The sequence below is a fragment of the Bacillus sp. ISL-45 genome, from assembly GCF_018613195.1.
Classification (GTDB): Bacteria; Bacillota; Bacilli; order Bacillales; family Cytobacillaceae; genus Mesobacillus.
Map to the genome: position 1 here is coordinate 407,801 of NZ_JAGGQQ010000005.1, position 26,661 is coordinate 434,461.

26 protein-coding genes and 2 pseudogenes are annotated in these 26,661 nt (G+C 44.6%); 19 read left to right on the forward strand and 9 right to left on the reverse strand.

All coding sequences use genetic code 11. The features are described from left to right. The first annotated feature begins 1 nt into the window (after window position 1). From J7E35_RS07510 to J7E35_RS07520, 3 genes are all read left to right on the forward strand, one after another. Window positions 2-1,552, forward strand: a complete 1,551-nt coding sequence (locus tag J7E35_RS07510; RefSeq protein WP_214778464.1) for an acyl-CoA carboxylase subunit beta — start codon at window positions 2-4, stop codon at window positions 1,550-1,552. A gap of 74 nt (window positions 1,553-1,626) precedes the next feature. Continuing rightward, complete coding sequence (locus tag J7E35_RS07515; protein ID WP_214778466.1) at window positions 1,627-2,748, forward strand: tripeptidase T; 1,122 nt, start codon at window positions 1,627-1,629, stop codon at window positions 2,746-2,748. A gap of 415 nt (window positions 2,749-3,163) precedes the next feature. Further along, window positions 3,164-3,646: a chemotaxis protein CheW gene (locus J7E35_RS07520; protein WP_214778468.1), complete on the forward strand. Its 483-nt coding sequence runs from the start codon at window positions 3,164-3,166 to the stop codon at window positions 3,644-3,646. A gap of 68 nt (window positions 3,647-3,714) precedes the next feature. On the opposite strand, the pseudogene J7E35_RS23840 reads toward J7E35_RS07520, so the two are convergent. After that, window positions 3,715-4,242, reverse strand: a pseudogene (locus J7E35_RS23840) (methyl-accepting chemotaxis protein); the annotation flags it as partial. Between the two features lie 414 nt (window positions 4,243-4,656). Further along, window positions 4,657-5,442: pseudogene (locus tag J7E35_RS23845) on the reverse strand (HAMP domain-containing protein); the annotation flags it as partial. Window positions 5,443-5,616: 174 nt separating this feature from the next. Between J7E35_RS23845 and J7E35_RS07530 the strand changes: the two are divergent. The 3 genes from J7E35_RS07530 to J7E35_RS07540 all read left to right on the forward strand — a co-directional run bounded on the left by J7E35_RS07530 (window position 5,617) and on the right by J7E35_RS07540 (window position 9,515). Further along, window positions 5,617-6,897 (forward strand): DNA polymerase IV, encoded by a 1,281-nt coding sequence (locus J7E35_RS07530; protein WP_214778472.1) that lies wholly within the window; start codon window positions 5,617-5,619, stop codon window positions 6,895-6,897. A 131-nt stretch (window positions 6,898-7,028) separates the two neighbouring features. Continuing rightward, a complete protein-coding gene (gene gndA / locus J7E35_RS07535; protein ID WP_214778474.1) occupies window positions 7,029-8,438 on the forward strand; it encodes an NADP-dependent phosphogluconate dehydrogenase in 1,410 nt (469 codons plus the stop codon). Window positions 8,439-8,771: 333 nt separating this feature from the next. Then, entirely contained in the window at window positions 8,772-9,515 is a 744-nt protein-coding gene (locus tag J7E35_RS07540; protein ID WP_214778476.1) for an alpha/beta hydrolase, read from the forward strand. 85 nt (window positions 9,516-9,600) lie between these two features. Here J7E35_RS07540 and J7E35_RS07545 read toward each other — a convergent pair whose 3' ends face one another. Then, on the reverse strand, window positions 9,601-10,335 hold the full coding sequence (locus J7E35_RS07545) for a YwaF family protein (RefSeq protein ID WP_214778478.1): 735 nt from the start codon (window positions 10,333-10,335) through the stop codon (window positions 9,601-9,603). A gap of 202 nt (window positions 10,336-10,537) precedes the next feature. Between J7E35_RS07545 and J7E35_RS07550 the strand changes: the two genes are divergently transcribed. Then, window positions 10,538-10,744 carry a zinc ribbon domain-containing protein gene (locus tag J7E35_RS07550; protein WP_214778480.1) on the forward strand — a complete coding sequence of 69 codons (207 nt, stop codon included), beginning with the start codon at window positions 10,538-10,540 and terminating at the stop codon, window positions 10,742-10,744. A gap of 285 nt (window positions 10,745-11,029) precedes the next feature. On the opposite strand, the gene zwf is transcribed toward J7E35_RS07550, so the two are convergent. Beyond that, window positions 11,030-12,529, reverse strand: a complete 1,500-nt coding sequence (zwf, locus tag J7E35_RS07555; RefSeq protein ID WP_214778482.1) for a glucose-6-phosphate dehydrogenase — start codon at window positions 12,527-12,529, stop codon at window positions 11,030-11,032. A 258-nt stretch (window positions 12,530-12,787) separates the two neighbouring features. Between zwf and rnz the strand changes: the two genes are divergently transcribed. The 6 genes from rnz (at window position 12,788) to J7E35_RS07585 (ending at window position 17,869) form a co-directional block, all read left to right on the forward strand. After that, the gene (rnz, locus tag J7E35_RS07560) at window positions 12,788-13,717 is read left to right on the forward strand and encodes a ribonuclease Z (RefSeq protein ID WP_214778484.1); all 930 of its coding nucleotides are present in this window, start codon (window positions 12,788-12,790) and stop codon (window positions 13,715-13,717) included. 17 nt (window positions 13,718-13,734) lie between these two features. Next, the gene (locus J7E35_RS07565) at window positions 13,735-14,283 is read left to right on the forward strand and encodes a histidine phosphatase family protein (protein ID WP_214778486.1); all 549 of its coding nucleotides are present in this window, start codon (window positions 13,735-13,737) and stop codon (window positions 14,281-14,283) included. A gap of 93 nt (window positions 14,284-14,376) precedes the next feature. Beyond that, window positions 14,377-14,661: a hypothetical protein gene (locus J7E35_RS07570; RefSeq protein WP_214778488.1), complete on the forward strand. Its 285-nt coding sequence runs from the start codon at window positions 14,377-14,379 to the stop codon at window positions 14,659-14,661. Window positions 14,662-14,768: 107 nt separating this feature from the next. Beyond that, window positions 14,769-15,137, forward strand: a complete 369-nt coding sequence (locus tag J7E35_RS07575; RefSeq protein WP_214778490.1) for an ArsR/SmtB family transcription factor — start codon at window positions 14,769-14,771, stop codon at window positions 15,135-15,137. Beyond that, window positions 15,130-17,265 carry a heavy metal translocating P-type ATPase gene (locus tag J7E35_RS07580; RefSeq protein WP_214778492.1) on the forward strand — a complete coding sequence of 712 codons (2,136 nt, stop codon included), beginning with the start codon at window positions 15,130-15,132 and terminating at the stop codon, window positions 17,263-17,265. Before J7E35_RS07575 ends, J7E35_RS07580 begins: the two co-directional genes overlap by 8 nt. A gap of 121 nt (window positions 17,266-17,386) precedes the next feature. Then, window positions 17,387-17,869, forward strand: coding sequence for a class I SAM-dependent methyltransferase (locus J7E35_RS07585; RefSeq protein ID WP_353050340.1), 483 nt, complete (start codon window positions 17,387-17,389; stop codon window positions 17,867-17,869). A 285-nt stretch (window positions 17,870-18,154) separates the two neighbouring features. Here the strand turns inward: J7E35_RS07585 and namA are convergent, their stop codons facing one another. From namA to proC, 3 genes are all read right to left on the reverse strand, one after another. Further along, complete coding sequence (gene namA / locus J7E35_RS07590; RefSeq protein ID WP_214778494.1) at window positions 18,155-19,177, reverse strand: NADPH dehydrogenase NamA; 1,023 nt, start codon at window positions 19,175-19,177, stop codon at window positions 18,155-18,157. 80 nt (window positions 19,178-19,257) lie between these two features. Further along, entirely contained in the window at window positions 19,258-20,403 is a 1,146-nt protein-coding gene (locus J7E35_RS07595) for a glycosyltransferase family 2 protein (protein ID WP_214778496.1), read from the reverse strand. Window positions 20,404-20,464: 61 nt separating this feature from the next. Next, complete coding sequence (gene proC, locus J7E35_RS07600) at window positions 20,465-21,307, reverse strand: pyrroline-5-carboxylate reductase (protein WP_214778498.1); 843 nt, start codon at window positions 21,305-21,307, stop codon at window positions 20,465-20,467. 137 nt (window positions 21,308-21,444) lie between these two features. Here proC and J7E35_RS07605 point away from each other — a divergent pair, with 137 nt between their 5' ends. From J7E35_RS07605 to J7E35_RS07615, 3 genes are all read left to right on the forward strand, one after another. Next, window positions 21,445-21,702, forward strand: a complete 258-nt coding sequence (locus J7E35_RS07605; RefSeq protein ID WP_214778501.1) for a hypothetical protein — start codon at window positions 21,445-21,447, stop codon at window positions 21,700-21,702. Between the two features lie 279 nt (window positions 21,703-21,981). Next, window positions 21,982-22,947, forward strand: coding sequence for an MBL fold metallo-hydrolase (locus J7E35_RS07610; RefSeq protein ID WP_214778503.1), 966 nt, complete (start codon window positions 21,982-21,984; stop codon window positions 22,945-22,947). Window positions 22,948-22,958: 11 nt separating this feature from the next. Continuing rightward, the gene (locus J7E35_RS07615; RefSeq protein WP_214778505.1) at window positions 22,959-23,750 is read left to right on the forward strand and encodes an SDR family NAD(P)-dependent oxidoreductase; all 792 of its coding nucleotides are present in this window, start codon (window positions 22,959-22,961) and stop codon (window positions 23,748-23,750) included. 45 nt (window positions 23,751-23,795) lie between these two features. Here J7E35_RS07615 and J7E35_RS07620 read toward each other — a convergent pair whose 3' ends face one another. Then, window positions 23,796-23,987: a YqzH family protein gene (locus J7E35_RS07620; RefSeq protein WP_214778507.1), complete on the reverse strand. Its 192-nt coding sequence runs from the start codon at window positions 23,985-23,987 to the stop codon at window positions 23,796-23,798. Window positions 23,988-24,215: 228 nt separating this feature from the next. On the opposite strand from J7E35_RS07620, the gene J7E35_RS07625 reads away from it, so the two are divergent. Both J7E35_RS07625 and J7E35_RS07630 read left to right on the forward strand, forming a co-directional pair. Beyond that, the gene (locus J7E35_RS07625; RefSeq protein ID WP_214778510.1) at window positions 24,216-25,475 is read left to right on the forward strand and encodes a Y-family DNA polymerase; all 1,260 of its coding nucleotides are present in this window, start codon (window positions 24,216-24,218) and stop codon (window positions 25,473-25,475) included. Window positions 25,476-25,496: 21 nt separating this feature from the next. Further along, window positions 25,497-25,835: a YolD-like family protein gene (locus J7E35_RS07630; protein WP_214778512.1), complete on the forward strand. Its 339-nt coding sequence runs from the start codon at window positions 25,497-25,499 to the stop codon at window positions 25,833-25,835. A 102-nt stretch (window positions 25,836-25,937) separates the two neighbouring features. Here the strand turns inward: J7E35_RS07630 and J7E35_RS07635 are convergent, their stop codons facing one another. Beyond that, complete coding sequence (locus J7E35_RS07635; protein WP_214778724.1) at window positions 25,938-26,186, reverse strand: CDGSH iron-sulfur domain-containing protein; 249 nt, start codon at window positions 26,184-26,186, stop codon at window positions 25,938-25,940. A gap of 112 nt (window positions 26,187-26,298) precedes the next feature. On the opposite strand from J7E35_RS07635, the gene J7E35_RS07640 reads away from it, so the two are divergent. Further along, a complete protein-coding gene (locus tag J7E35_RS07640) occupies window positions 26,299-26,628 on the forward strand; it encodes an iron-sulfur cluster biosynthesis family protein (protein ID WP_214778514.1) in 330 nt (109 codons plus the stop codon). The last annotated feature ends 33 nt before the right edge of the window (window positions 26,629-26,661 follow it).

The following is a 26,661-nucleotide window of genomic DNA, read 5'->3' on the forward strand; positions in this document are numbered from 1 at the left end:
AATGCCAGACATCTATGAAAAAATCAATGAACTATACGATAAACGCAGGGAAATTGAACTGGGCGGCGGTGACGAACGGATCGAAAAGCAGCATGAAAAAGGGAAGCTGACTGCTCGTGAACGAATTGATTTACTAGTTGATCCAGGGAGCTTTGTGGAGTTGAATCCATTCATCCAGCACCGGAGCACAGACTTTGGACTTGAGAACCAGAAAGGCCCAGGAGATGGAGTTGTAACCGGATACGGGAAGGTGAACGGGAGGCCGATTTATTTGTTTTCACAGGATTTCACCGTATTTGGTGGAGCCTTAGGTGAAATGCATGCAAAGAAAATCGCCAATGTAATGGATCTGGCAGCTAAAAATGGTGCTCCATTCGTTGGGTTGAATGACTCTGGCGGAGCAAGGATCCAGGAGGGCGTTGTTTCACTTGATGGATACGGTCATATTTTTTACCGCAACTCCATTTATTCTGGAGTGATCCCGCAAATTTCCGTGATCATGGGTCCATGTGCCGGCGGGGCAGTATACTCTCCAGCTATTACGGATTTTGTTTTCATGGTCGAAAAAACGAGCCAGATGTTCATCACCGGACCTAAAGTAATTGAAACGGTAACCGGCGAAAAAATTTCTGCAGAGGACCTTGGCGGTGCGATTGTACATAACACGATCAGTGGCAATGCTCATTTCCATGGCCAGTCTGAAGAAGAAACACTAGAGCAGGTCAGACTGCTGTTAAGCTATCTGCCGCAAAGCTATGAAGAAAAGCCGCCGAGGTTAGAGGCAGATGCTGAAGATGACTACAGGCCAGATTTAACGGATTCCATTCCATTCGATGCAATAAGGCCGTATGACGTGCGTAAAGTAATTGAGCAGGTAGTCGATGCCGGCTCATTCCTGGAAATACAGAAGGATTTTGCCAAAAACATTGTCATTGGTCTGGCAAGAATTAAAGGGGAGGTCGTTGGCCTCGTCTGCAACCAGCCTAAGGTGATGGCAGGCGGACTTGATATCGACTCTTCCGATAAGGCATCCCGTTTCATCAGATTCTGTGATTCTTTCAATATCCCCATCATCACTTTTGAAGATGTCACCGGATTCTTCCCAGGTATCAAGCAGGAGCATGGCGGCATCATCCGCCATGGAGCAAAAATCCTTTATGCCTATTCGGAAGCAACCGTTCCTAAGCTCACCGTGATTTTGCGAAAAGCTTACGGTGGCGCATATGTGGCCCTGAACAGTAAATCGATCGGGGCGGATCTGGTGTTCGCATGGCCGAATGCTGAAATCGCTGTAATGGGTCCGCAGGGAGCTGCCAATATTATTTTTGCGAAAGAAATCAATAACAGTGACAATCCAGAAGAGACAAGGCAGCAGAAAATCGATGAGTATCGTGAAAAATTTGCGAATCCTTATGTCGCGGCAAGCCAGGGAATGGTGGATGATGTCATCGATCCGCGAGAAACACGAATCAAATTGATTCAGTCACTGGAAATGCTCCGAACGAAAAAGGAAGACAGACCAGGCAAGAAGCACGGCAACATCCCGCTGTAGGATTTTGTGTTTGGTGTTGAGATTCAATTAGCGTTATACTCTAGTAGTATATACATAATTGGAGGTCGGCTAGAATGATTAATAACGAACGTTTATTGAATGAGTTTTTAGAGCTTGTCCAAATTGACTCTGAAACAAAGTATGAAACTGAAATTGCACGTGTCCTTAAGAAAAAATTCGAGGACCTCGGCGTAGAGGTATTCGAGGACGATACAACGGCACAAACTGGTCACGGAGCCGGAAACCTGATCTGTACTTTACAAGGGACAAAAGAAGGAGCAGATACAATCTACTTTACTTCCCACATGGATACTGTCGTTCCTGCAAATGGCGTGAAGCCATCCATTAAAGATGGTTATGTCGTTACTGATGGAACAACGATCCTTGGTGCTGATGATAAGACTGGACTGGCTGTCATGCTTGAAACAGTCCGCGTTTTAAAGGAACAATCGATTCCGCATGGTACAATCCAGTTCATCATTACTGTTGGGGAAGAATCAGGCCTGGTTGGTGCAAAAGCATTGGATTCTTCATTGGTAAAAGCGAAATACGGATATGCGCTGGACAGTGACGGCAAGGTAGGGAACATTATTGTTGCAGCACCTACACAGGCAAAAGTAGCAGCTGTCATCCATGGTAAAACGGCTCATGCAGGTGTTGCCCCAGAAAAAGGTGTTTCAGCCATTACGATTGCGGCAAAGGCCGTCGCAAGAATGCCGCTTGGCCGTATTGATGAGGAAACCACAGCGAATATTGGACGTTTCCAGGGCGGAACACAAACAAATATCGTCTGCGACCATGTAGAGATCCTTGCAGAAGCACGTTCTCTTATTCCTGAAAAGATGGAAGCGCAAGTGGCAAAAATGAAAGAAGCATTTGAATCAGCTGCACAGGAAATGGGCGGCAAGGCAGATGTCGATGTCCAGGTCATGTACCCTGGCTTCAAATTTGGTGAAGGTGACCTGGTCGTTGAGCTCGCTAAAAAAGCAGCCGCAAAAATCGGCAGAAGCTCAGAATTGCTGCACAGCGGCGGCGGAAGCGATGCAAACGTCATTGCCGGTTTTGGGGTGCCGACCGTCAACCTCGCAGTAGGATATGAAGAAATCCACACAACGAATGAAAGAATGCCAATCGAAGAGCTCAACAAGCTTGCCGAGATGGTTATCGCATTGATTGAAGAAGTAGCAGCACAATAATACGAGGAAGGGCTTCCCTGCTGGGAAAGCCCTTTTTTTCATTGTATAGGAGCCATCAAAATGTCCAAGAACCAAGCTTTAATAGACATTTCGGGGCGAGCAGGCCATCAAAATGTCCAAGAACCAAGCTTTAATAGACATTTCGGGAGGAGCCGGCCGTCAAAATGTCCAAGAACCACGGTTTAATAGACATTTCGGGAGGAGCCGCCCGTCAAAATGTCCAAGAACTACGGTTTAATAGACATTTCGGGGCGAGCCGGCCATCAAACTGTCCATTAAACTTAAATTCACTAACCCCTCAATTGTCCTAAAGATGACTCTAAAGAATCCGATATAATATTTGGAATGATTCACTAGTATCCACCAGGAATTAAATAGAGTGATAGAAGGAAATTAAATAAAGGAGTGTACTCCAATGGCTGATAGCAATAAGACGGTTGTATTCCAGGCAGGGAATGAAGAATACGCTTTTCCGATTCTTTATGTCATTTCGATTGAAAAAATGGAAGGGATGACAGCAATCCCTCATATGCCTGATTATGTAACAGGCTTAACAAAAGTAAGGGGAGACTTGATTCCGGTCATTGACCTGGAAAAGGTGCTTTATAATCGGGATATTCAAGTTGAAGACAAAACCAGGCTGATCGTGATCGAGACTTCGGAAATTTCAATGGGGGCCCTTGTGAGGGATGCAAAGGAAATTCTTGAAATTCCTGCGGAAAACATTAAGCAGCCAGGCCTTGTTGCTTACCAGAAGACAAGGTTCATTACCGGTGTGGCCAATTTCGATAAGCGCATGATCATGTTAATAGACCCGGAAACATTGATTCAATCACTTGAAGGGATCAAAGAAATAAAGGAATATATGAAAAACCAAAAACAAGAATTACATAACTAAAGTTTTACTTACTTCGTTTGACTAAAAACAAGCTGACCGATTTTAATTGGTCAGCTTGTTTTTTGTAGCTACAGTTTAAAGCTGGAGAATGATTTCCTCAGGTCTTCAGCCATGTTTGACAGCTTGCTGGATGATTCCAACAGCTCCTGCATTGTGGCATTTTGTTCTTCTGTTGTGGCAGCTACCTGTTCGAGGAATTGTGCCGACTTGGAAGACGCGGTGATTACTTCAGTTGCAGCATGTGCCATGAACTCCATCCTATCGTTGGCATTCATGACCGCACTGCTTGCGGTATTTCCTTTTAGGCTGACTTCCTCGATCGATTGGGCGATATCGGTGAAAATTTCGGCTACTTTCTCGACCAGTTCATTGCCTTTTTGTACGGTTGTCTGACTTTCATCCATAACATTCACTGCAAGGTTCGTCTCTTTGCCAGTCTGCTCAAGGATGGTTCGGATACTCTCTGCAGCACCAGCTGATTGCTCAGCGAGCTTGCGGACCTCCTGGGCGACGACACCGAAGCCTTTGCCATGCTCACCGGCTCTTGCTGCTTCAATCGCGGCATTCAATGCCAGTAAATTCGTTTGATTTGAAATATCAGTAATGATTTCAATGATTCGATGGATTTCCTGAGAATTATTTTTAAGGGAATGAATCACATTGGCTAATTCAGTGACCTTTCCATTGATTTCATCCATCTGTTCGGTGACATTGAAAGCATACAGTTTACCTTGCTCGATTTTTTCCTTCGTGCTTGTTGTCGTATGGATCGTCTCTTTAAGCGAACCAGTCACTTCAATCAATTGTGAAGAAACATTTTCGACTGCTTCGTTCGTGCGTTCGGAAATTTTCACCTGCTCATCAGAGGCAGTGGCAACTTGCATGATTGATGTCGTGATTTCATTGTTCGCTTCTGTTGTCGCTTCAGCATTTAGCTTCAGGTTCCTTGACATTGCATTCACCTGGTCAGATGACGCAAGAATGTTTGAAATGGAGGCTTTAAGATTTCCGGATAATTGATTCATTGCCAGGATGATCTGGCCGACCTCGTCCTTGCTCTTGGCCTGCAATGCCTTTGCATTCAACTCACCGGCTGCAAGTTTCTTGCAGTAAGCAACGACATCCTTAAGGTTTTTGCTGACATTGCGTGAGACAAAGTACATTGCCACTGAAGAAATGATAAACGCGATAATGATAATGATAAATGTATTCCGAATCATCGTTGCGATTGTAGAATGGGTTTCCTTCATGATTGTTGTCCGGTCATCAAGGATTGCAGTCCTGAGCGCATTAAGCTTATCAATGTTCATATCGCGGATGGTCTCAGCCTTGTTAGCGAGACTAATTTGGGTAAATATATCAACCTGTTCACCGTTTTTCTTGAAATCTTCTACAGTTTTTAAAATCTCATCTTCCCAGATTTTATCCATATGCTTATCTGTTTTGACAATTGAATTGAACAAAGTTTGGGCTTCCTCTGTTTTTACGTTGTTTTTAAGCTTGTCAGCTGAACTGTTAAATTGATCACTTTCTGTTTTGTAGAGTGTCAGAAGCTCTGGTTTCGGTTCTGTTATGTAGTCTGTGATAATGATATACTTCTGGCGGAATGTAGCCCCCATTTCACTAATCATGATTGCATAATCACTTTTTTCCTCGGCAAGGTCGATCGCATTTTGAAGGTTTGATAAAACAGTCGTCAAATAGATGAAGCTGCCCAAAAAAATGACCATAATGAATGAGAAAACGCTTGCATACTTTCTGCCAATAGACCAATGCTGCATAAAAGTTTCCCCCATTTTTCTATATCCTTATATTTTCTTATCGGTTTTCCTATGAAGATATTTAATGTTTTGGCGCTTTTCTTCACATAATGTTCAAAACTCGATAAACCGTAAAATTAATCTCTATATAAGTAATGAAGGAGTTTTTTTGATAAACTAGAAGGGAACGTATATTTGGGAAGTGGGATCATGAAAGAAATGTATCCAAAAAAGGGCAAAGTCATTTTGCATGTTGATATGAATAGCTTCTATGCATCAGTAGAAATGGCTTACGATCCTGAATTGAAGGGCCGGGCACTGGCGATTGCCGGCAATCCGGAAGAAAGACGGGGAATAATTGTAACCTGCAGCTATGAAGCGAGGAAATTCGGCGTCAAGACCACGATGCCGCTATGGGAAGCCAAAAAACTTTGCCCGGACTTAATCATAAGAAAACCGAACTTTGACAGATACCGCACAGCATCTGCTGCTATGTTTGATATTTTGCGCCAATACACAGAGGTTGTCGAACCTGTTTCCATTGATGAGGGATATATGGATATAACGGATTGCTCCGACCTGGGGGCGCCTCTGGAAATCGCAGAAAGCATTCAAAAAAGAATTTTTGAGCAGCTTGACTTGCCGTGCAGCATAGGAGTAGCGCCAAATAAGTTCCTGGCGAAAACAGCTTCCGATATGAAGAAACCAATGGGAATCACAGTTTTAAGAAAGCGAGACATCCCAAGGGTACTCTGGCCGCTTGAGGTCGGGGAAATGCATGGAGTAGGAACAAAAACAGCGGACAAACTAAAAAGTATTGGAATCAATACAATAGGCGAATTAGCGGCAGCAAATGAAATCCAGCTGAAAGGGCTGCTGGGCATCAACGGATTAAGATTGAAAGAAAGAGCTAATGGCCTGGACAACCGCCAGGTAGATCCGGATTCTGTCTACGATTTTAAAAGCATCGGTAATTCGACTACGCTGCCTCGCGATATTTCGAATCAGAATGAGCTTCTGAAGGTTCTTGATCGATTGTCAGAGCAAGTAGCAGCAAGGATGAAGAGGAAGGAGGCGGTCGCCACAAGTATTAGTGTGATGATCCGCTTTAAGGACAGGAAGACGATTACCAGGAGCCAGAAGCTGCAGAACCCTGTATCGAAGCAGAACGAAATAGCCGCGGCCGCCAAAACGCTTTTTCTGAAGCATTGGAATGGAGACCCTATCAGGCTGCTGGGGATCACTGGCACCGAGCTGCTTGAAGCGGACAAAGCAGTCAAGCAGCTCGATTTATTTTCTTATGAGCAGGATGCCAAAAAGGAGCCGCTGATCAATACGATGAGCCAGCTGCGAGAGAAATATGGCAAAAGTATCATTGAAAGTGCCGGCTCCCAGGTGAAAAAGGTATCAACCAGGGAGAATGCCGGGGCTGGGACGAGCTTTAATAAGGATTTCCTCCAGGATCGCAGAAAAGAGAAAAAAGATTTTTAATGGTTTAGCTAGACCTTGTTAAGTCAAAATAAAAAGGGACAAACCAGATTGTTTGCACAAGTATAGGTTCATTGTTAAATTAGTTTGTATGATTTTAAATACCTAATTCTAGAAAGAAGGGACGTTAACATATGTCAAAACAGCAAATTGGAGTCATTGGCCTTGCTGTCATGGGGAAAAACCTCGCCATGAATATCGAAAGCAGAGGCTATTCAGTATCAGTATATAATCGGTCAAGGGAAAAGACGGATGAAATGCTTGAGGAAACGAAAGGCAAGAAGATCGTCGGAACTTATTCCATTGAGGAATTTGTTCAATCGCTTGAACAGCCACGGAAAATCCTGCTGATGGTCAAAGCTGGCGCAGCGACTGATGCTACAATTGAACAATTAAAACCTCATCTGGAAAAGGGAGATATCATCATAGATGGAGGCAATACATATTTTGCTGATACTCTGCGCCGAAACCAGGAATTGAGCGAGCTTGGGCTCCACTTCATCGGCACCGGTGTTTCCGGTGGGGAGGAAGGTGCACTTCATGGACCTTCCATTATGCCTGGCGGACAAAAAGAAGCCTATGACCTGGTGGCGCCAATTTTCCAGGATATCGCTGCAAAGGTTAATGGAGAAGCTTGCACTACTTACATTGGCCCCGATGGTGCAGGGCATTATGTAAAGATGGTACACAACGGAATCGAATACGGCGACATGCAGCTTATTTCTGAATCCTATTTTATGTTGAAGCATGTCCTTGGATTAAGTGCCCAAGAACTTCATGAAGTGTTTGCTGAATGGAACAAAGGTGAGCTTGACAGCTATTTGATTGAAATAACGGCTGATATTTTCACAAAGAAAGATGATGAAACAGGCAAACCACTTGTTGATATGATTCTTGATACCGCTGGCCAAAAGGGAACTGGTAAATGGACGAGCCAGAGTGCTCTTGACCTTGGTGTGCCGCTGCCAATCATTACAGAATCTGTTTTCGCCCGCTTTATCTCGGCCATGAAACAAGAGCGCGTGGAAGCGAGCAAGGTCCTCTCTGGCCCTGAAACAAAACCATTCGATGGCAATCGTGAGGCATTCATTGAGTCGATCCGCAAGGCACTTTATTTGAGTAAAATTTGTTCTTACGCCCAGGGATTTGCCCAAATGAGAGCTGCCTCCGAAGAGTATGGCTGGGATTTGAATTATGGCGATATTGCGATGATCTTCCGTGGAGGCTGCATTATCAGAGCTCAGTTCCTCCAAAAAATCAAGGAAGCATACGATCGCGATCCTGCTCTGAAAAACCTGCTGCTCGACCCTTATTTCAAGGAAATCGCAGACAGCTACCAGCAGTCATTACGGGAAATTATCTCAGCTGCTGTCATGAATGGTATCCCGGTGCCAAGCTTCTCGGCCGCACTTTCATACTTTGACAGCTATAGAACAGAAACATTGCCGGCTAACCTGATCCAGGCCCAGCGCGATTATTTCGGTGCCCACACCTATCAGCGCATCGATAAAGAAGGTATTTTCCACACTGAATGGATGGAATAAGAAAGGTAGCACAGCGGACCTCGTGTTCGCTGTGCTTTTACATTTATAGCGGGTGAAGTGGAATTTTTTTAAGGCTTTTTCGTAAAAATTGTTGTTAAAATCCCAAAGCCGATTTTAACGTAAAATAAGGCCATGTCGCAGGTCGGTATCAAGTTTGCATGCTCTTTTCTCACAAAAGAGTCGACATTGCGAAGTAAAATAGGTCCTTCAATCCTATTTTGTAGTCAATAGCAACAAAGTTTGAGAAAAGAGCCTTTTTTAAATGCAGGAAGGGTTTTCAAAAGCCCCAGTCGAAACCTTTAAAGGATGGTATTAAGATTGGAGGGATTGAGTATGGCAGAAGATTATCCAGTTTTGCTGGGGGCAGAACCCTTTTATTTTGAAGGTAATTCTGTAGGTATATTGGTATCGCATGGTTTTACGGGTTCAACACAGAGTATGCGGCCTCTGGGCGAGGTATATGCAGCTGCAGGATATACCGTTTGCGGACCGCGATTGAAAGGCCACGGTACTCATTATGAGGACATGGAACAATCCACCTATCAGGATTGGATCGCATCGGTAGAAGAAGGGTTTCAGTGGTTAAAAGAGCGTTGTGATACGATTTTTGTGACGGGCCTGTCAATGGGAGGAACACTGACTTTATACATGGCTGAAAAATATCCTGAAATCAGAGGAATCGTACTGATCAATGCGGCCATTGATATACCGGCAATGGAGCCAGTTCTCCAGCTGGAAGGAACAAGATTTTTGGATGCCATTGGTTCCGACATCAAGAAGCCGGGAGTAATAGAGCTTGCCTATGAAAAAACTCCGGTTCAATCCATTAAAGAAATATTGCCATTTATGAGTGCAGTGAAAGAAGAGCTTTCAAAGGTTTCTTGCCCAGCATTAATTTTTGTTTCGGCCGAGGACCATGTTGTCCCGCCTGATAATTCGCAAACGATTTATGATGATATCAGTTCAGAAATAAAAGAGATTCTTCATTTGAAAGAAAGCTATCATGTTGCTACACTGGATAACGACCAGCAAGTAATCATTGATAAAACGCTTGATTTCATTAGAAAACAACTTTAGAAGGTAAGTGATTGTCCACTTGGCTTGCGGGTTCTGCCGCAAGCTTTTTTTATAGATCCGATTTTTGTGCATTAACTAAATCCACTCATGACTCTGAATAAGAAGTTTTTTTCTCTCCTTTTAGCCAGCTCCTCATGCAGAGCCAGGTAATTAAACTCAATAATACCAGTAAACTCTCCAATGAAAAAATGTACCACGGATACGGGCCGAGTAAATCCATAAAGCTTGGACTTTTTGGTTTATGGCGTAAAAACCAGTAATTTCCGTCAGCTGCCTTATTAATGAACAGGATCGCTGGCAGCAGCAGATTGATAAAAAGAACAACTTTTATGACAGAACTGAAGGTTGGATAATAACCTTTAGCCCATAGGAAATAAAGGGTCACCCATACAATCATCATATGGGCATAGAAAAAGTGAAAAAAGCGGAAATGGGGAAAATCATAGGTTAATGCAGGTGTGATGATGGCTTGTGTAGCTCCTAATAAAGCAATGAAGAACAAAAGCTCGAAAAATATTTTCTTCCTGGTCAGTAATAAACCAATTGCCAGCAGGAGCCCAATATTGCATAACTCAAGCGGCATTGACCGCCCTAATTTCCAGACAGCATGCTTGTACATCCAAAGATGGTTGCTAATCTCTATCAATATTAATGACAGGGCAGTTCCCAGCTCTGCTTTCCTCCATTTTTCATCACTTAATTTCTGTCGGTTAGTGAAAATAAAGATACTAACCAAAACAAAGATAGTGATAATCGCATAATGACTAGCAGAAAACATATTAAAATCAAAAACTTCATTGCTGTGACCAAACCACTCCATGCTTCCACCTCTAGTTCCGAAAATAGGATAAGCATAAGTTATCCCTTTTAGGCTTCTTTTATGTTGGCTCTTTTCGGAAACTTTGCATCCTGTCCAAAAAAAGTATGGCGAGTTCAGAAGCCCCTCGAAAGGGCGGAAAAGTGAAACCAAATTTTACTTGATTCGTAAATGTACTAAAGCTTAAAAAAGGGAGTTGGAATACATGATCGGAAATGGTTGTATTAAATGCGGAAGCACAGATGCAGGTCAGAAGGATGTGGCAATGACAGGAACGGGCTTGTCCAAGATGTTTGATATCCAGAATAACCAGTTCACTGTCGTTTACTGTAGGAATTGCGGATACTCGGAGTTTTACAACAAAGAAGCATCTGCCGGATCTAATCTCCTGGATTTCTTTTTCGGGGGCTGAAGCTAGATTAGGCAGCAGAATTACGTTAACCACCAAAGGATTATTTTGAAATTTCAGAGACATTGCAAAAAATCCCGCCTATTACCAAGGCGGGATTTCTGTTCTTTTATAGGAAATTATAAAAGTATTTTTGGGTGGATAACTGCATGTGGGTGTCTTACTCCAGCTCCAGCGCCTAGCCCCTCGAGACACTTCGGTCCTGCCAATGAAGTCAAAGAACGACTTCACTGGCAGGCCCTCCAGCGCTTGTCGGGGCTGAACGAGGCGCTTGTGCTTTTTGTTCTATTAACAATTTTCTACATCGATTTCAGTGATTGGCCACCAGAAGAATCCATCCTTCTCTAGCAGCTTGTCTGCTGCGTCCGGCCCCATGGAACCTGAGGCATAGTTAGGGAAGCCTGGCTCTTTCGTATTTTCCCATACAGCTGAAATATTATCAACGAAGCTCCAGGATAATGCGACTTCATCCCAATGTGTAAAGTTGGTTGCGTCTCCGCGCAATGAATCATAAAGAAGTTTTTCATATGCTTCTGGAGTATTAAGTCCGTCAATCCCTTTGTTTGAGTAATTCAGCTTGACAGGTGTAGCTTTTGTACCCTGGCCAGATTTCTTGGCATTCAAGTGGAGGGTGATTCCTTCTTCTGGCTGGATATGAATGACAAGCAGATTTGGATTTACCGTTTTTTCTGGCTGATAATATAAATCCATTGGGATATCTTTGAACTGGATCACAATTTTTGTTGACTTTGCCTTCATTCTTTTTCCAGTACGGATATAGAACGGAACTCCAGCCCAGCGGAAGTTATCAATCATCAGCTTTCCAGCTACAAATGTTTCTGTATTGGATTCAGGATCGACCATCTCCTCCTGTCTGTAAGCAGGTACATCTGTTTCGTTCATGACACCTATGTCATATTGTCCCCGAACAAAATATTCATTGACTTCCTCGCCTTTTATTGGGCGGAGAGCGCGGAATACTCTAACTTTTTCCGAGCGGACTTCATCAGTTGTCAATTTGATCGGCGGTTCCATCGCGAGCAATGAAACCATTTGCAGCATATGGTTCTGGACCATATCCCTTAGGGCACCGCTTTTCTCGTAATAACGGCCGCGTTCTTCCACACCAAGCGTTTCGCTTGATGTAACCTGGATATTGGAAATGTACCGGTTATTCCAGAGTGGTTCGAACAGCGCATTTGCGAAACGGATTACTTCGATATTCTGGACCATTTCTTTTCCAAGGTAGTGGTCAATTCGGTAGATTTCATCCTCTGTAAAAGCGGTTCGGATTTGCTTGTTCAACACTTTTGCCGACTCAAGGTCATGTCCGAAAGGCTTTTCAATGACCAGGCGCTTGAACCCGGATACATCGGTGAGCTTATCCTTCTTTAAGTGCTCAGCAATTGTTCCAAAGAATTCAGGTGCCATTGCCAGGTAGAAAATTCGATTGCCATTCAGTCCATAGTGGCTGTCCAAATCTTCCGAAAGCTTTCCAAGGGCAAGATAAGAACTTGAATCAGTTACATCATGGGAATGATAATAAAACTTGGAGACGAACTCGTTGACATCAGCGTCTGTATCCCCAATCTCCTTAACGGATTCTTTTACCCTCAGCTGGAATTCCTCATTTGACAGTGGTCTTCGGGCAACGCCAACGACCGCGAATTTATCCAGTTTTCCTTTTTCAAATAAATTATAGAGGGAAGGAAACAATTTACGGTTTGCCAGGTCTCCCGTAGCCCCGAAGATCATGATTAAAGCTGTTGGTTTTTCGGTGTGTGCCACAATATAGAACCTCTCTTTTATGTGAATTTAAAAGTATGTATAAAAAACACTCTACAAATACAAAATTTTATCCCTTTCAAGAACAATTAGCAACTGTTTGAACTGTATTTAGTTTTCTTCTAATTGAATGGAACTATCCCACTTCCGGTTAAATCCGCCGTTTGGTTTAGATGAATAATGCCTGTTGTGATATATTGAAAGGAATATGACACTGCCTGTAGGATGGGCAGGTGTTTTGTATGGGAGGATGTCAGGATTATGGATGTTTTTTTTCTTGGAACAGGTGCGGGTATTCCGGCCAAGCTGAGGAATGTGACCTCAATCGCATTGAAATTGCTGGAGGAGCGCGGAGCCGTTTGGCTGTTCGACTGCGGCGAAGCAACTCAACACCAAATTTTACATACAAGCATTAAGCCGCGCAGGATTGAAAAAATTTTCATTACCCACCTGCACGGAGACCATATATATGGTTTGCCGGGACTGCTGTCCAGCCGTTCCTTCCAGGGCGGGGAGTCATTGGTTACCGTGTATGGTCCTCCCGGGATTAAAGAGTATATTGAGGTATCTTTGAAAATCAGTAAATCTTACTTGAAATATCCTATGGAAATCATTGAGCTTGAGGAAGGTGTCATTTTTGAAGATGAGCAATTTATCGTTGAAGCAAGATTGTTGGAGCATGGAATTCCTTCCTATGGGTACAGAGTAAAGGAGAAGGACCGTCCTGGGACTCTTCTTGCCGATAAGCTTCGAGCTGCAGGTGTAAAGCCCGGTCCAGACTACAGGAAAATCAAGAATGGGGAAGAAGTCATATTGGACGACGGAACGGTCATCAATCCTGCTGAATTTGTCGGTCCGCCGCAAAAAGGAAGGGTTGTCACGATCTTAGGTGATACAAGGGTTTGCGAAAATGCTTCAGTTCTTGCCCAAAATGCAGATCTTCTCGTCCATGAAGCGACTTTTTCAGCAGATGAAGGTACACTTGCTTATGAATATTTTCATTCGACCACTCTGCAGGCTGCTGAAACAGCCTTGAATGCAGATGTAAAAAAGCTGTGCCTGACCCATATTAGCTCCAGGTATGACCAAAATGACTGGAAAGAGCTTGAAGCGGAAGCACAAACAGTGTTTGCCAATACGGTTGTCTCAGAAGATTTTATGGAAATCTCCGTTCCTTATGAACATGACTGAATAAAGGGGTGTTTTGATTGAAAACAATCTATCTTGTACGTCACGCAAGTGCGGCTGGGCAGCCTGTAGACTCACCACTGACCGAACAGGGCAAGAAGCAGGCACTGGCATTAGTGGACTTTTTCAAGCGAAAAGAAATAGATATCATCTATTCGAGCCCTTTTAAAAGAGCGTTCGATACAATGAAACCTCTTTCTGATTCAAGAGGAATAAGAGTGCAGAAGGATGACAGACTCGGAGAAAGAGTGCTTAGTACAGTCAACCTTGAGGACTGGCGAGATAAGCTAAAGCAAAGCTTTGAGGATTTTGAGCTAGTATTTGAAGGCGGAGAATCTCATTCTGCTGCGATGAATCGAGCCAAATCATTGATTGAGGATTTATTATGTTCAGAACATGATCATATTTTACTGGTCAGCCACGGTAACATGACCACATTGCTAATGAGGTATTTCAATGAAAGCTTCGGTTACGACTGCCTGATGGAAATGACAAATCCCGATGTATTCGAACTCGTCGTTTCCAACGAAGAAACGATGCTTAATAGAATATGGGATGACCGAATTTAAGGTCTTTTAGTTTAGACAAGGAACCCAGAGGGAATTGGAAAGTGGTGGAATCATTACCATCAAACCAACAACACGAATACTGGGGGAATTGTTTTGGAGTTTTTACTTTTATTCGGTTTTCATCTATTTATCATGGGTTCACTAGTTATGTTGTTTAGCGGAATCATTACCTTTCTTTTTCCGAGGATGCATTTTCTCATCACAATATCACTATTTGGGGCAGTTGGATTTCTGTATGCATTCATCTTTGAAGTCATGGATCTTGCGATATTTGCAGTGTTCTTCAACATGATTCTTTCCTTGACGGCAGTTGGCCTCGTCAAACTAGGTTTCTACTTCAAGAAGGTTGCTGACCGGCAGGGTGAAAAAACAGCCTAACCTTTAAAACCAGGAGATTTCCTGGTTTTTTATTTTTGTTTGACAATCAAACGGTCATTTGAATAAGATATAATCAAAAGATCATTTGAATGAATGGGGTGAGCAAATTGAAGGAGCAGGATGTCTGCCAGGTCAATTGCGTCCATGACGAAAAAGTGGAACAGATGTCTGCTGAATTGAAAGAACAAAATACTGTTGAAGCCGCAAAAATACTCAAGGCGTTGTCAGATGAAACTAGGGTTAAAATCGCATACTCACTATATGTAGGCAAAGAACTTTGTGTTTGCGATGTAGCTGCGGTCGTCAATTCGTCCACTGCTACTGCTTCCCACCATTTAAGGCTGTTGAAGAATCTTGGTCTCGCTAAATACCGTAAGGAAGGGAAGCATGTTTATTATTCACTGGTGGATGACCATGTGAAGCAATTGATTCACCTGGCGTTTGAACATCAAAAGGAGTTGGATTTGAATGACTGAAGCAGCGCAATCTGGCGCGAAAACAATTTATCGGGTACAGGGCTTCACCTGAGCAAGCTGTGCCGGAAAGTTCGAAGAGAACGTAAAGCACCTGGATGGTGTTTTTGATGCAAAAGTAAATTTTGGCGCTTCCAAGCTGACTGTTTTCGGTAAAGCCTCCATTGAGGAACTGGAGCAAGCTGGCGCATTTGAGAACCTGCGGCTTTACCCGGATAAAGCTGAGATTATCCCTGAAAAAAAGAAACCGTTCTGGCAGGAAAATTCTACGGTATTGATCAGCTTAGTGATGATCATTGCCGCGTATTTTCTTCAGTTTAATTTTGGTGAAGGTAGTTTGCCGGCCATCCTATTATTTCTGGGCGCGATTATTATAGGTGGTTACTCCCTTTTTAAAAGTGGAATAAAGAATCTTCTAAAGCTCGATTTTGACATGAGGGCACTGATGACTGTTGCGATCATCGGGGCTGCCATCATTGGCGAGTGGAGCGAAGGTGCTGTCGTTGTCATATTGTTTGCGATTAGTGAAGTGCTTGAAAGATATTCAATGGATAAGGCACGAGCCTCGATCCGTTCATTAATGGATATTGCACCAAAAGAAGCTCTCGTCCGCCGGAATGGCAGGGAATACAGCATCCATGTAAATGAAATAGAAGTCGGCGACATTATGATTGTAAAACCAGGCGAAAAAATTGCCATGGATGGGGAAGTCGTTTCCGGATTCTCGGCTGTCAACCAGGCGGCGATTACCGGGGAATCTGTTCCAGCTGATAAAAGCGTGGGTGATGAGGTGTTTGCCGGCACGCTGAATGGGGAAGGTCTCATCGAGGTTAAAATCACTAAACTGGTCGATGATACCACAATCGCGAAAATCATTCACCTTGTAGAAGAGGCACAGGCGGAAAAGGCTCCTTCGCAGGCTTTCGTGGACCGGTTCGCCAAGTATTACACGCCAATTATTATCCTTGTCGCATTTTTGGTTGCTATTGTACCGCCACTTCTCTTCGGTGGAGGATGGAGTGAGTGGATTTATCAAGGGCTGGCCGTCCTGGTTGTCGGCTGTCCGTGTGCCCTGGTCATTTCAACGCCAGTTTCAATTGTGACAGCGATTGGCAACGCCGCTAAACATGGTGTGCTTGTAAAGGGTGGCGTCCACCTTGAGGAAATGGGCATGCTGAAAGCCGTTGCCTTTGATAAAACTGGGACGCTCACAAAAGGAGTGCCGGCTGTTACTGATTTCAAATTGTTATCTGGTGAAAATTCAAGCGGTCTTTTTGCAGTAATCGCTGCCCTTGAAAATAAATCACAGCATCCAATTGCTTCTGCTATTATCCGAAAGGCAGACGCAGACACAGTACCGTACATGGATAAAGCAATTGAAGATTTTACATCGGTAACCGGTAAAGGATTAAAGGGAACTGTTGACGGGATTGTTTATTATATCGGCAGCCCTAAATACCTTGAAGAAATCGTCGAAGGTGGAATTCCTGGTGGGGCTGCAGGAGAAATTTCACGCCTGCAGTCTGAAGGGAAAACAGTCATGGTTGCAGGCAGTGATTCTGAAGTACTTGCATTAATCGCGGTTGCAGATGAAGTTAGAGAGTCGAGCAGGGAAGTCGTGCCCCGTCTTCATGAGCTTGGCATTGAAAAGACCATCATGCTGACCGGTGACAACAAAGGCACCGCAGCTGCGATTGGCAGCCAGGCAGGCGTGTCCGATATCCAGTCCGATTTGCTTCCTGAAGAGAAGCTGAATTTCATAAAAACACTACAGAAAAATCACGGAAAAGTTGCGATGGTCGGGGATGGCATCAATGATGCACCTGCACTCGCCGCTGCGACGGTCGGAGTTGCAATGGGAGGAGCGGGCACCGATACAGCACTCGAAACCGCCGATATCGCCCTGATGGCAGATGACTTGAAAAAGCTGCCGTTCACGATTAATTTGAGCCGCAAAACACTCGCAATCATCAAGCAGAACATCGCCTTCTCAATCGGCGTGAAATTGCTGGCGCTGCTGCTGGTCATTCCTGGCTGGCTCACCCTGTGGATCGCAATTTTCGCTGATATGGGCGCGACCCTGATTGTCACTCTGAATGGCCTGAGGCTTTTGAGAGTCAAAGATAAATAGATGTATCATATTACTGATTCTGGGTGGAGAGGATACCATGAACAATTCCTGGAATAAGCTCATTTACAAGGGGTGGGCCCCGATTTATGATAGGATCTTCAATTCTGGTCCATTTTCGAAAGTGAGAGATATACTGTTCAGCGAGATTCACTTCCGTCCCGGGGACAGGGTACTGTTCGTAGGTGCAGGCACTGGGGCAGACATTGATAGATTGCCTTATGATCTATTGGAGATTACTGCAATTGATTACTCGGAGGATATGCTGGAAAAAGCGAAGGAGAAATTCAAAGGCTCCAGCATCACTTTTTTTAAAATGGATGCCCAACAGCTTGAGTTCGACGATGGGTCGTTCGATTATGTTATCGGAAGCTTAATTTTATCAGTAGTACCTGACAGCACAAAGGCTTTTGGCGAAATGATCAGAGTTTGCCGCAAGGAAGGTCTGGTGGTCGTTTTCGATAAATTTGCACAGCCAGGCAAAGGGCAATCTTTTGTCACAAAAGCTTTAAGACATGTGATCAAACTGCTTGGAACGGACATCGGTGTATCCTTTGAGGAAATCTGCCAAAAGGAAAAAGCGAGAGTTAGGCCTGATATCAGATGAAGGAGTTATGCTCGGCAATACGTACCGCAGGATTCTGCTGCAAAAAGTCTGTTAAAGAGACGCACCCATAAAGAAGAGGCTGTTTGAATGACAGCCTCTTTTTCTGTGGTGTTATTGCATTAGTAAAATGATACACATGACGGACAGAAATACATGGAAAACGCAAGGAAGTGTCCGTCATCAAGGCTATGATATTAAATTAGGTTAAAGGGTAAAGAGCGAGAAAAGAGGCCTCCCAAAGTAATACTCTGGAATAGCCTCTTTAGAAATAATGATTGTTTTAGCTTAAAAAATCCATCCTCGTTCATATTGCTTAGGAGATTCGATGCTTGTTCCAAGCTCCTTGGCTGCTGTTCTTGGCCAGTATGGATCGCGCAGGAGTTCGCGGGCGATGAAAATCAAATCGGCACGTTCATTCTGCAGGATTTCTTCTGCCTGGATCCCGGTTGTGATCAATCCCACCGCGCCGGTAGCCACATTGGCTTCATGCTTGATTTCTTCAGCGAATTTCACCTGGTAGCCTGGATAGGCATGGATTCTGGCTGGTACAACGGCCCCTGAACTGACATCAATCAAGTCAACGCCCAATTCCTTTAGCGATGCACCAATGGTTACGTAATCATCTACTGTCAAGCCTTCTTCATGATAGTCACTTGCGGAAACCCGGACAAACAGAGGTCCATCCCAAACGGTTTTTACCTCTTCAAGGATTTCCTGAAGGAAGCGGAAGCGGTTCTCGGCAGTGCCGCCGTATTCGTCCTCACGTTTATTTGTAAGCGGGGAGAGGAACTGGTTGATCAAATATCCATGTGCAGCGTGGATTTCGATTACATTAAAGCCAGCGCGCTTTGACCTCTCGGCAGCCAGCCTGAATGCCGAGACGGTTTCCTTGATTTCCTCAACCGACATAGCCTTCGGTTCTTTATACTTCTCGTCAAAAGCTAAAGCAGAAGGAGCAATGATTTCATCACGCAATGCTGCTTTTCTTCCGGCATGTGCCAGCTGGATACCAGCTGCGGCACCGCTCTGCTTGATTTGGTCCGTCAAAGCTGTTAGACCGGGCACATGCTCATCGCTCCAGATTCCCAGATCCTGATGGGAAATCCGTCCTTGCGGCGTCACCGCAGTTGCCTCGAGAATGACCAGGCCCACCTGGCCGACAGCACGGCTTACATAGTGTGTCATATGAAAGTCTGTGACAATCCCGTCTTCTTTTTCACATGAGTACATACACATCGGAGCCATGACGATTCTGTTTTTCAAAGTTAAATCTTTAATTTTATAAGGGGAAAATAATTTCTTTTCCAATCCTGCAGCCTCCTTTTATTTCGAAATCCAAAATATATTTTAAGTATAACAGGGCTTCTTTAGGAAAGGAAAAATTGTACTCACCGCAATGTGTTTTTTCTTAATTCCGCAAGTGTATATTTCGTTCCGCGCCAGATAATGCCGCCTCTTCTTAATGTCAGGTAGCTCGCTCTCAGAATGGAGAAAATGAATATCAGGGCAGTGAAGGGAAGGACAAAGAACATCCATGGTGAAAAGCGGGTCATCTTCTTTGTTACCATCACATAAAGGAAAGCCAGGAATATGAGATTGACAGCACTTAAAATGGCGACTGCCTGATTCTTTGAAAAAAGAGTGAAGAAAGGCACGACCTGGGATACAAAGACACCGAACACCGAAAATAGCACCATGCTGATCCGATAGTGGAGGCCGGCAAAGGTGTTCTTCTCCAATCCCGCTAAAGCTTCCTTCAGGCTCTGGTACCATTCCACTTCAATGAGCGTCATAGCCGTGACAATCCGCTGCTTGAGACCTATTCGCTTAATCATCATTCCCAGCTGCAAGTCATCATCGGGCCGCATCCTTATATATTCATGCGTGCCGACTTTTTCATAGGCCGACCGGGTGATCATATTGAATGCTCCGATGCCGACGCCGGTTTTTGAGCGGGGATTATTGCCGAGCCAGGGTCTCTTGTAATAGGAAAAGCCGAATAAGAAGAAAGCAACAAAGGCCTTCAGCCAGAACGGCTTTGCACTAAGGTTCGGGGCCGCCGTCAAATGATCAAGATTATGTTTCTCAAAATAGCCAACCGCTTTTGAAAAAGCCTCGGGATGGTACAAAACATCAGCATCTGTAAATAAGATCAAGTTCCCTGTCGCGCGCTGCCAGCCTTTATAGAGTGCGTAGTTCTTGCCGAGCCACCCTTCTGGCAAACTCTCGATATGGATCACTTTGATTCTTGAATCAGAGCTTTTCAGGCGTTCCATCACTTTGCCGGTATCATCCTCGGAACGGTCATTGACCAGGATCCACTCGGTATTTTTGTAGGTTTGGTTCAGCTGGGTGCGAATGCTTAGGGAAATATGTTCTTCTTCATTCCTGGCAGCCACGATGACGCTAAGCTTTTGTCCCTGGTCGGCAACCTCAGCCTTTTCGAGGGAATCCATTTTCCTAAAGCCGATCAAGGCATCGATTGTCGCCAAAATCCAGATGATTAAAGTTAAAGACAGTAAGGTTAGAAGCAACATCTACACGTCCCTGTTGTTTTTCTCCATTGTAGAGAAACAGGGAGCATATTTGCAATTTTTAAAGCGGACGGTTTGCTGCAAGTTCATTTCCCAGCAGGTGGCCCAGCCTTCTTGATTGAGCTGTGGCTTCCTTGATGCAGGATACGAAAGCAGATTGGACGCCATGCTGCTCAAGAATGCTGATGCCTGCTTCGGTCGTACCGCCCGGGCTGGTCACCTCAAAGCGGAGCTGGGCAGGCTCCTTATCCGACTTCGTCAGCATTTCGGCGGCGCCCAGCAGCGTCTGGATAATCAGCTGCTTTGCTGTTTGCTTATCCAGACCGATTTCAGCGGCACTTTGTTCCATCGCCTCGACAAGGTAATAAATATAGGCAGGACCGCTTCCTGATAGGCCTGTGACGGCATCAAGCTGATATTCATCAACGATTGTTGTCAGGCCGATTGTGTTAAAAAGCTCCTGTATCAGCACCTTTTGCGCTTCACTCACATGGGAATTCACGGCCATCGCAGTTGCCGATTTGCCAATCGCGGCCGAGGTATTTGGCATTGCCCTTGCCACGGCCAGGGACTTCTCTGCAGCTGTTTCAATTGCGGCAATCGAGACGCCAGCGAGGACCGAAATAATCAGCATCCCTTCAGGTAAATAGGATTTGATTTCCCCAACCGCTGCGGCTGCGTCCTTCGGTTTCATTGCCAGGACAACTGCATCCGCATTTTTAAAAAGCATTTCCAAATCATATGTCGCCTTTATTCCATATTTCAGCTCCAGTGATTTTAATCTGTCAGCATCCTGTTTATTCGTGGCCCAGATCTGCTCTCCCGGAAGAAGCCCGCTTGCCCCTATTCCGGAAATCATCGCTTCTGCCATCGAACCTGCGCCAACAAAAACAAGCTTCTTCATCAAGATCGCCTCCATAATATTTTTGTTTCGTTTATTAAAGTCTGTTTTCGCATTGATTGTTGCCTTTCTTACATGTTCTAAAACGCTCTAAAAAGGTGTCGGGGCTCTTTTCGAGGAGATTTCAGAATAGATTGCTTTTGGTTGAGAAAGCAACAAAGTTTACGAAAAGAGCCTTATTAAACAACGAAAAACAAAAAGGCCCTTCATCCAAAAAAGGACGAAAGGCCATGCTTCCGTGGTACCACCTTCATTCACTTCTTCAGCCAGTGCTGAAAAAGTGCAGCTCAACATCCGTTAACGCCGGTATACGTCCAGGTTTGCCTGGCAGCTCGCAAGGTAGGGTTCAACACGAAGAGGGCGGCGGAGCCTTTCAGCCGGTGGACTCCACTCTCTGACACCATTCCTGTCTACTCGTCTTACTCGAATGCTTTTAAAAAGTTTACGAAATTTTAATAGTGATTATGCAAGATAGACAACCCATATGTCAAGTAGTATTTTGAATAATTATTAGTTTTTTCTGAAAATATAAAGTGAAAATAATGACAATCGACTGTTTTATATGTAAACTTATCTTTATATTGGAAAAATACCGAGACTATTGAATTTAAATGATTGCCATAATAATCAATCGGTTTACTTTATAGAAAAATAATGTTTTGGGGTGTATGGATCATATGGCTGAATGGAAAGATGGAATTGCCAAACTGACTTTGCCGACGCCTTTCCCGGTCGGTGATGTGAACGCATATTTAATAAAAGGGGACCGGTTGACACTTGTGGACGCGGGAACAAAAACAGAGGATTCCTGGGAGTCGTTCAAATCCCAGCTGTCCGATTTAAGATTGAAGCCGGAGGATATCGAGCAGGTTATCTTGACTCATGACCATCCAGATCATGTGGGAATGCTGGATTACTTTTCACCAGGTCTTGCCGTACATGGCCATCACCTGAATGAAAGGTGGATCAACAGGACTCCGGAATTTGAAAAGGAGCATAAAGAATTCTATGAGAAATTCTTTTTGCAATCAGCCATACCAGAGCAATATTTTGTGCCTTCGATGAAAGTCATGAAAAAGACATTAGTATTTTCTTGTAATCGTTCATTGACAGGAACTGTTCTGGAAAATGACGTTCCGCCGGCACTGCCTGGATGGAGGGTGATCGAGACACCGGGACATGCCCAGAGTCATATTGTGCTCTTGCGTGAAAAAGATGGGACAATGATCGCAGGGGATACGGTCCTTGCCGGGATCTCACCGAATCCATTGCTTGAGCCGCCGCTGCCAGGTGAAAGTGAAAGGCCAAAGCCGCTGGTCCAATATAATGCTACACTAAAAAAGCTGCAGGAGTACCCGATTGGGCTAGTATATACAGGACATGGAACGGAAATAACAGAATTGCATAGCCTGATCGAAAAAAGACTGGCCCGCCAGCATGACAGGGCATTGCAGGTAAGGGGAATGCTTGAAGGCAGGGAACTCACTGTTTTTGGAATTTGCAAATTGCTCTTCCCGACAGTGTATGAGCGTGAACTGAATCTGACCATTTCGGAAACAGTCGGCCAGCTTGATTATTTACAATTCCTAGACGCCATTTCAGTCAGGGAAGAAGGTACATCCTTCGTTTATACAGCAAAATGAGGTGAAAGACGATGTCATCCTTAAAAGGGAAAAATATTATAATTACCGGTGCCTCCGGGGGGATTGGTGCCGAGATTGCCAGGCTTTGCGCTGCGCGCGGAGCGAATCTCGTCCTTCTGGCCCGGAGTATCGATAAATTGGAGAGTTTAAAAAAGGAATTACAATCAAAGTATGCGATCAATGTCCATGCCCAGCAGCTGGATGTGTCTGACCCTGAAGCCATCAAGCGGGTTTTCTCCGAAGTGCTTACTGATATCCGATATGTTGATATATTGGTCAACAATGCCGGCTTTGGTATTTTTGATTATGCTCATGAAGCGAAAATTGAAGATATCAAAACGATGTTTGATGTCAATGTCGTCGGCTTGATGGCCTGCACCTCGATGGTACTGCCTGCAATGAAACAGAGGAGAAGCGGCCATATTATCAATATTGCTTCCCAGGCTGGCAAAATTGCCACACCTAAATCAAGTGTTTATTCGGCAACAAAGCATGCAGTGCTTGGGTATACGAACAGCCTGCGGATGGAGGTTGCTGATGACCACATCTTTGTCACTTCAGTTAATCCGGGTCCAATTGCTACGAACTTTTTTGACGTCGCGGATAAACAGGGAACCTACGTAAAAAATGTAAAACGTTTTATGCTGCAGCCTGAATACGTGGCGAAACAAGTGGTCAACCGCATGATGACGAGAACACGCGAAATCAACCTGCCACGCTGGATGAGTCCAGGCAGCATTGTTTACTCGCTGTTTCCCCGCACATTCGAACTTTTTGGCAAAAGAGTTTTCAATCAGAAATAGTTGGTCAATCAAAGGCTGTCCTGTTTTGCAGGGCAGCCTTTACTCTTATGTTGCCAAAAATTCATAAACCGCGTCATGGACTAGGTCATGCAAATCAGCATCGGGCTCTGCATTTTTCTGGTCTACAATCTTTATGTATATTTCATTGAATTCCGCCTCGCCGAACGGCAGTGAACCATCATGCCGGTACTGTACGAAGCATTTCTGGACCATTTTGCGAATGAGTTCTTTATCCATGTAAACAGCACCTCTTCACCTGATTATACTCCGAAGCTCGCTCTGAAAACACTCTTCCGTAAAAATCTCCAGTCTTGGCATCACTCACCATTTCCACCTTAATTAAGTCAGTCACCCGGAAAATTACCATTGAAACCGAACGCATATTCGCTTAATATAATGGGTATAATGAAGCGGAACAGATGTTCTTGTTGTTGGCAGATATCATGCAGAAGGGAGGAAAGAAAGATGGTCGATTACAGCGAAATGCCGCAAAACAAAATTTTATGTGTGGATATGAAGAGCTTCTATGCGAGCTGTTCCGCCGTGATGCTCGGCCTCGACCCTCTTGACTGCTACCTGGCTGTTGTCGGGAATCTTGACCGCCCGGGAAGCGTCGTCCTCGCAGCCTCGCCGCGTTTGAAAAAGGAGTTTGGCATCAAGACTGGATCACGGAAATTTGAAATTCCCGATGATCCCCGGATTGTTGTCGTTGATCCGCAGATGTCCACCTACCTGCGAATCTCCACAGAAATCTCCCGTGTATTTAATCGCTATGTCCCGAAGGAAGCGATTCACACCTACAGCGTCGACGAAAGCTTTATAAAGGTTGACGGAGCTTCGAAGCTTTGGGGAGACGCTGCTTCAATCGCAAAAAAAATCAAAGACGATATTGAGCGCGAATTCCAGCTTCCCTGCGCAATTGGAATCGGGCCGAACATGCTGATGTCGAAGCTCTGCCTTGACCTCGATGCAAAAAAGAAGGGCATTGCTGAATGGACCTATGATGATGTCCAGACGAAGCTGTGGAATGTTTCACCGCTAAGGGAAATGTGGGGAATCGGCCGCCGCGTCGAGAAAACATTGAACAGCATGGGCATTTTTACAGTCGGCCAGCTAGCCCGCTATGACCTGGAGAAATTGGAGAAAAAATTCGGCATCATGGGCAACCAGCTGTACTGGCATGCATGGGGCATCGACTTTTCGGATATCGGCGCCCCAATCATGGAAGGGCAGGTCAGCTTTGGAAAAAGCCAGATCCTGCTTCGCGACTATAAAGAAGAAGAGGAAATCAAGCATGTGATCCTCGAAATGTGCGAGGAGGTCGCACGCAGGGCAAGAAGCCATGGGAAGGCAGGCCGGACCATCAGCTTCGGAGTTGGCTACAGCCAGGATGAATTCGGCGGAGGCTTCCATCGCTCTAGGACAATTGAAGAGCCGACCAATATCACGATGGATCTGTATCGCGTCTGCCTCGAGCTTTTTGCCGAGAACTACACGGGAAAGACGGTGCGAAGCATCTCGATTTCGCTCGGGAACCTCGTCACCGACAGCGAATTCCAATTGAATTTGTTTGAAAAAAACGGCTGGAAAAAGAAAGAGCTTGGCTATGCAATGGACCGGATTCGCAGCCGCTACGGATCGTCAGCGCTCTTAAGAGCAGTATCGTATACGGCAGCCGGAACAGCAAGGCATCGCGCCGCACTGGTTGGCGGGCATAAGGGTTGATAAAAGGAGGAGGAGAGAAAGATGATCCGTGACCGAGGTAGAATTAAATGGACGTCAATGATGCTTCCGGAGCATGTCAAGATGCTGCGTGAATGGGCACAGGAGGACGAATATGAAAAAGAAAAGCAGCTGGATGAACAGCAGCTTGAACAATTGAATGAAACAATCCTCGAAGCGATGGAGTATAACCGCCCGCTCAGCATCACTTATTACAGGCAAAGAAAATATGAATTGGTGATTGGAAAAATCCATTATTGGAATGAGCTTGGGCAGAAGCTCCATATCGTTGACAGATTCGAGGAAATCCACCGGATCGGGATTTCCAGCATTGCCGATGTCAGGCTTGCGGAAGGATGGTAGTCGTCATTTTGAAGCTCAAAGGGACCATCATCTTTTAAGAGCGGTTCACTAGAAGAAATCCTCGTAAAAAAAGAGCAATGGATTCCCCATTGCCCTCGATAGTTATTCCGTTTCATCAGCTTGCGGAGCACGGACAACCGATTCGAAGTTCCCTTTATGGGAAGCATCGCAGAACGGCATGTTCTTGCTCATGCCACAGCGGCAAAGCGAGAAAACAGGCTTTGTCTCATACTTATTGCCGGCACCATCCAGCAATTCAACATCACCAGTAATCCTTAATGAACCATTATCATTCACTTTAATCGTTACTTTTGACAAAAAAAGCACCCCTTTCCAAATTGTCAGAATTATCTTTGATAGTAAGAGTTAAACAGAAAAATTGCAAGACATTTCGCCAAAGGGTTCTGAAACGTAAAAAATTTCTCTGTATGGTAAAATGAAGCATCGGAAGGGGAGAGCGATCATGAAGCTGAAAATCACCGAAGCTGCATCAAATAAACTGAACGAAAAAATGTCAGGCAAGCAAGGCTATATAAAATTAAAATACGATATAGATGGCTGCGGCTGTGCAGTAAATGGGGTAGCGGCCCTCTGGTTTGAAAGCGAAAAAAATGTGGAAGAGCATCAAATAGAAACGGGCGGAATTCCGATTTATATTGAAAAAGCCAAAGAGGTGTTTTTTGATGAGGAAATGACGCTGGATTATAAAGGTAGCAATGGATGTTTCCAGTTAAAGAGCCCGAATGAATATCTTAATCCAAGAATGAGCTTCTATGACAAAAGAGGGTTATGAGTTTACAAAAAACTGGAAAAAAGGTTAAATAAG

Bases quoted from the DNA above. Each gene is read 5' to 3' on its own strand.
- J7E35_RS07510 (WP_214778464.1), top strand. From the start codon at position 2: ATGCCAGACATCTATGAAAAAATCAATGAACTATACGATAAACGCAGG.
- J7E35_RS07515 (WP_214778466.1), top strand. From the start codon at position 1,627: ATGATTAATAACGAACGTTTATTGAATGAGTTTTTAGAGCTTGTCCAA.
- J7E35_RS07520 (WP_214778468.1), top strand. From the start codon at position 3,164: ATGGCTGATAGCAATAAGACGGTTGTATTCCAGGCAGGGAATGAAGAA.
- J7E35_RS07530 (WP_214778472.1), top strand. From the start codon at position 5,617: ATGAAAGAAATGTATCCAAAAAAGGGCAAAGTCATTTTGCATGTTGAT.
- gndA (WP_214778474.1), top strand. From the start codon at position 7,029: ATGTCAAAACAGCAAATTGGAGTCATTGGCCTTGCTGTCATGGGGAAA.
- J7E35_RS07540 (WP_214778476.1), top strand. From the start codon at position 8,772: ATGGCAGAAGATTATCCAGTTTTGCTGGGGGCAGAACCCTTTTATTTT.
- J7E35_RS07545 (WP_214778478.1), bottom strand. From the start codon at position 10,335: ATGGAGTGGTTTGGTCACAGCAATGAAGTTTTTGATTTTAATATGTTT.
- J7E35_RS07550 (WP_214778480.1), top strand. From the start codon at position 10,538: ATGATCGGAAATGGTTGTATTAAATGCGGAAGCACAGATGCAGGTCAG.
- rnz (WP_214778484.1), top strand. From the start codon at position 12,788: ATGGATGTTTTTTTTCTTGGAACAGGTGCGGGTATTCCGGCCAAGCTG.
- proC (WP_214778498.1), bottom strand. From the start codon at position 21,307: ATGAAGAAGCTTGTTTTTGTTGGCGCAGGTTCGATGGCAGAAGCGATG.
- J7E35_RS07610 (WP_214778503.1), top strand. From the start codon at position 21,982: ATGGCTGAATGGAAAGATGGAATTGCCAAACTGACTTTGCCGACGCCT.
- J7E35_RS07615 (WP_214778505.1), top strand. From the start codon at position 22,959: ATGTCATCCTTAAAAGGGAAAAATATTATAATTACCGGTGCCTCCGGG.
- J7E35_RS07620 (WP_214778507.1), bottom strand. From the start codon at position 23,987: ATGGATAAAGAACTCATTCGCAAAATGGTCCAGAAATGCTTCGTACAG.
- J7E35_RS07625 (WP_214778510.1), top strand. From the start codon at position 24,216: ATGGTCGATTACAGCGAAATGCCGCAAAACAAAATTTTATGTGTGGAT.
- J7E35_RS07630 (WP_214778512.1), top strand. From the start codon at position 25,497: ATGATCCGTGACCGAGGTAGAATTAAATGGACGTCAATGATGCTTCCG.
- J7E35_RS07640 (WP_214778514.1), top strand. From the start codon at position 26,299: ATGAAGCTGAAAATCACCGAAGCTGCATCAAATAAACTGAACGAAAAA.